This window comes from Wolbachia endosymbiont of Mansonella ozzardi (assembly GCF_020278625.1).
Taxonomy (GTDB): Bacteria; Pseudomonadota; Alphaproteobacteria; order Rickettsiales; family Anaplasmataceae; genus Wolbachia.
The window spans coordinates 1-3,596 of the sequence record NZ_JADAKK010000072.1 but is presented as its reverse complement, the minus strand read 5'-3'; the positions used below and the strand labels follow the sequence as shown (position 1 = coordinate 3,596).

3 protein-coding genes are annotated in these 3,596 nt (G+C 35.5%); 2 read left to right on the top strand and 1 reads right to left on the bottom strand.

The genetic code is table 11. The features are described from left to right. The first annotated feature begins 153 nt into the window (after positions 1–153). Positions 154–1,752, top strand: coding sequence for an ABC transporter permease (locus IHO40_RS05415; RefSeq protein WP_225537117.1), 1,599 nt, complete (start codon positions 154–156; stop codon positions 1,750–1,752). Positions 1,753–1,772: 20 nt separating this feature from the next. Here the strand turns inward: IHO40_RS05415 and apaG are convergent, their stop codons facing one another. Next, on the bottom strand, positions 1,773–2,177 hold the full coding sequence (gene apaG, locus IHO40_RS05410) for a Co2+/Mg2+ efflux protein ApaG (protein WP_225537116.1): 405 nt from the start codon (positions 2,175–2,177) through the stop codon (positions 1,773–1,775). Between the two features lie 102 nt (positions 2,178–2,279). Here apaG and IHO40_RS05405 point away from each other — a divergent pair, with 102 nt between their 5' ends. Next, positions 2,280–3,338, top strand: a complete 1,059-nt coding sequence (locus IHO40_RS05405) for a 5-(carboxyamino)imidazole ribonucleotide synthase (RefSeq protein WP_255586018.1) — start codon at positions 2,280–2,282, stop codon at positions 3,336–3,338. The last annotated feature ends 258 nt before the right edge of the window (positions 3,339–3,596 follow it).

Below are 3,596 nucleotides of genomic sequence, written 5' to 3'. Positions count from 1 at the left end.
AAAATGGTAAAAAGTTACTATAACAAAGCTCATGATTATTAACTTATCAACTTAGAATATAATATATAAAATTAAAAGATATTCAATAGATCAGCTCTGGATATCTTCAGCTTTTGCATATAACATTTTAATATTAAGTGTGGATTTAATTTAATGCTTTTAAGAATATTAAAAAATATATTCTTATCTCTAGTAAGTATATTATTTATTTGCCCTATATTATCGTTAATGTCGATTCTATTTACAAAATCAGCGGATTCTGGGTGGGTAGTCAGTACACTTTTTCCTGAATATATACTGAATACGTTAGTTTTGATGGTGGGGGTTGGAAGTATATCTTTTATATTTGGAGTGATACCAGCTTGGCTCACCACATTTTTTTCATTTCCTGGGAGTAGAGCTTTTGAAATTGCTTTATTTTTTCCGCTATCGATTCCTGGATATATAGTAGCGTTTGTCTATGTAAACACGCTAGAGTTTTCAGGTCCGATTCAGAGTTTGTTAAGAGAAATTTTAGAGTGGAGCAAAGGCGATTATTGGTTTCCTGAGATCAAATCTTTAGGCGGTGGAATATTAGTGATGGGATTCAGTTTATATCCATACGTTTACATATTAGTTCGCTCAAGTCTAAGGAACGTTAGCAATTCAGTTACTATTGCATCGACACTTGGGTTCTCCTCGCTGCATAGCTTATTTTCTGTCATAATACCCTCTATACATCCATCAATTATAGCTGGATTATCCTTGGTACTAATGGAAGTAATTACGGATTTTGGTACACCACAGTTTCTTGCAATTGACACTTTTACAACAGGAGTATATCGCACCTGGTTTTTGCTGCATGATAAATATTCAGCTACTGTTTTAGCAGTTGTAGAATTGATCTTCATTGCAACACTAATAACTACTGAAAAAATCCTGCAAAAAAGGGGAATTTCCTATTCCGCAATCAATGCTAATTCAGATTACCACAGCAAACGCAATATAAATGGTACTGCGCCATTGATCTTTGCTTATATCATGTGTGTATTGCCAATATTAATAGGTTTTGCTTTACCAATCATTCCACTAACATATTGGTGTATAGAGAAGGGATTTTTCATATATGAGGCAAGATTCTATAGCATAATAGCAAATAGCTTTAGTTTATCATTTGTTACCGCACTAATCTCGATTAGCATTGCAATAATGATTGGGTATGCGGCACGTAAAAATAGGGCAATTAGTAGCGTAGCACGTCTTATTTCTCTAGGCTACGCAATTCCAAACGCAATTATTGCAATTAGTATAATAATATTTTTAAGCAAGATATCTTCTTTTATTACCCAATATATAGTAGAAGTGAGCCTAATAGGAACTGTTGGCGCTTTGATTTACTCTTATTTATTTCGTTTTTTTGCTATATCTTTTAAAGCAATAGAATCAGGGCTCAAAAAAACACCAAATGAAATTGAGTGGACCGCGTATACTATGGGCCATGGACCTATTTCCACGTGTCTGAATGTTCATATTCCTCTCATCAGGAAAAGTATACTGTCGGGGTTTTTGCTCGTGTTTATGGATACTATCAAGGAACTCACGGCAACACTCATTATAAGGCCGTTTAATTTTGAAACTATATCAACTAGAATATATGAGCTTGTAAGCGATGAGCGTTACAGAGAGGCTGCCCCATTTTCGTTAATGATAGTTACTATCGGCTTAATCTCCACAATGATCTTGTTTAAACTTGACGATGGGAATAAAAAATGAATTTTTATGAGTCCACTGATCTAGTGTGGTCTAGAGTTTATGTATGGACTGTCCAGAGAAAAAGGCGGTATCATGACCTCAAAGATTTTTGTGTTTTCTTCGTTTAGAAATTCGTACCTACCTTGCATTACTCCCGATGGTGCGTTTAAGTATGTCCCGCTCGTATACCTAAATACTTCTCCAGGTTTTATCACAGGCTGCTCTCCAATAACACCAGCACCTGCAATTTCATTTACCTTCCCTTTGTAATCTATTATCTGCCAATGGCGGCTCAGCAATTGGATAGTTGACGAGCTTTTATTTTTTATCTTAACATTGTATATCCACACATAGCAATTTTCATAAGGAATAGATTGCTCCTCGATGTAAACTGGCAAAACTGTAACTTCAACAGAGTTAGTAGTAAGTGTGTATTCTAGAGCCATATTATGATTTAAGAAAACAACACCTAATTATACACATTTTCATGGATTCTTCAAGCATGTTATCGTATTCTAATTAGCAGTGGTAATATAGACGGATCAGATATGCTAGGCGAAAGAGTAATAGGGATAATAGGTAGTGGACAATTAGGTAAGATGACTGCTATTGCTGCAACAAAACTTGGACAAAAAACACATATTTTTGCCTATGCTAAGGATGATCCAGCTTGCTCTGTTGCTGGTAGTGTAACAATAGCAGATTTTTCTGATAAGAAGGCACTTGTATCTTTTGCACAGAGCGTGGATTTAGTTACTATTGAATCTGAAAATATTCCTTGTGACGCAGTTGATATTATATTACAGCATGCAGATTTTTACCCGGGTAAAAAAGCATTACATATTTCACAGAACAGGCTGAGAGAAAAAGACTTTATTAGAGGTTTGGGTATAAAGACCGTTGGTTATAAAAATATACGAAATTATGATGAGCTATTAGAAAGCAGTAGGACTTTTGGCTACCCAATAAGGCTGAAAACAACAGAAATGGGTTACGATGGAAAAGGACAATATGTTATCGGGAATGATTCTGAAGCGAAACAATTTGTTTTCTTTGATTGGAACACAAAGTATATTCTCGAAGCAGGTGTTGATTTACTGAAGGAGGTTTCAACAATTGTTGCAAGAGATAAAAATGGTAAGATAACTTTTTTTCCTATAGCAGAAAACCACCATGTTGATGGAATACTTGACACTTCAACAGTGCCAGCTAAAATAGATAGTAAATTAGCTCAAGAGGTACGACAAACCTCAGAGAAAATAGCAGATGCGCTTGATGTAATAGGAATCCTTGCTATTGAATTTTTCATTACTAAAAATAATGAGCTGCTAGTTAATGAACTAGCTCCAAGACCTCACAATTCCTGCCACTGGAGCTTGGATGCATGTAATGTTAGTCAGTTTGAGCAATTGGTTAGGATAATATGTGGGTTACCTATGCAGGAAGTAGCGTTACGCTTTCCTTGCATGACGAAGAATATAATAGGTAGTGATATATATGATTTCCACAAGTATTTAAGCAACAAAAAAGCTAGCTTAACCACATACGGAAAGAAAGAGGTCAGGGATAAGCGTAAAATGGGACATGTCAACATAGATTTGAGTTAGATACCGCAGCTTTGCAATTACACAGACGTTTATTTTAGAAAAAAGTGCGTTGAGTTATGGCCAATTTTGCTCCAAAAACAGGGAAGTTATCCAAGTAGCTGATGCTGGGACCTAATATCACTTTATAATGGTATCTCCAATTAGCCTTTTTCCACCCCAGCGCATCCTTTTCTTGTCATTCCAGCATCTCTCCTTTGTCATTCCAGTACTCCGTTACTTGGATCCAATTCTCCATAATAATTAATGTTGTATTTAAAC

Coding starts and splice junctions, on each gene's coding strand:
- IHO40_RS05415 (WP_225537117.1), top strand. CDS start 154: ATGCTTTTAAGAATATTAAAAAATATATTCTTATCTCTAGTAAGTATA.
- apaG (WP_225537116.1), bottom strand. CDS start 2,177: ATGGCTCTAGAATACACACTTACTACTAACTCTGTTGAAGTTACAGTT.
- IHO40_RS05405 (WP_255586018.1), top strand. CDS start 2,280: ATGCTAGGCGAAAGAGTAATAGGGATAATAGGTAGTGGACAATTAGGT.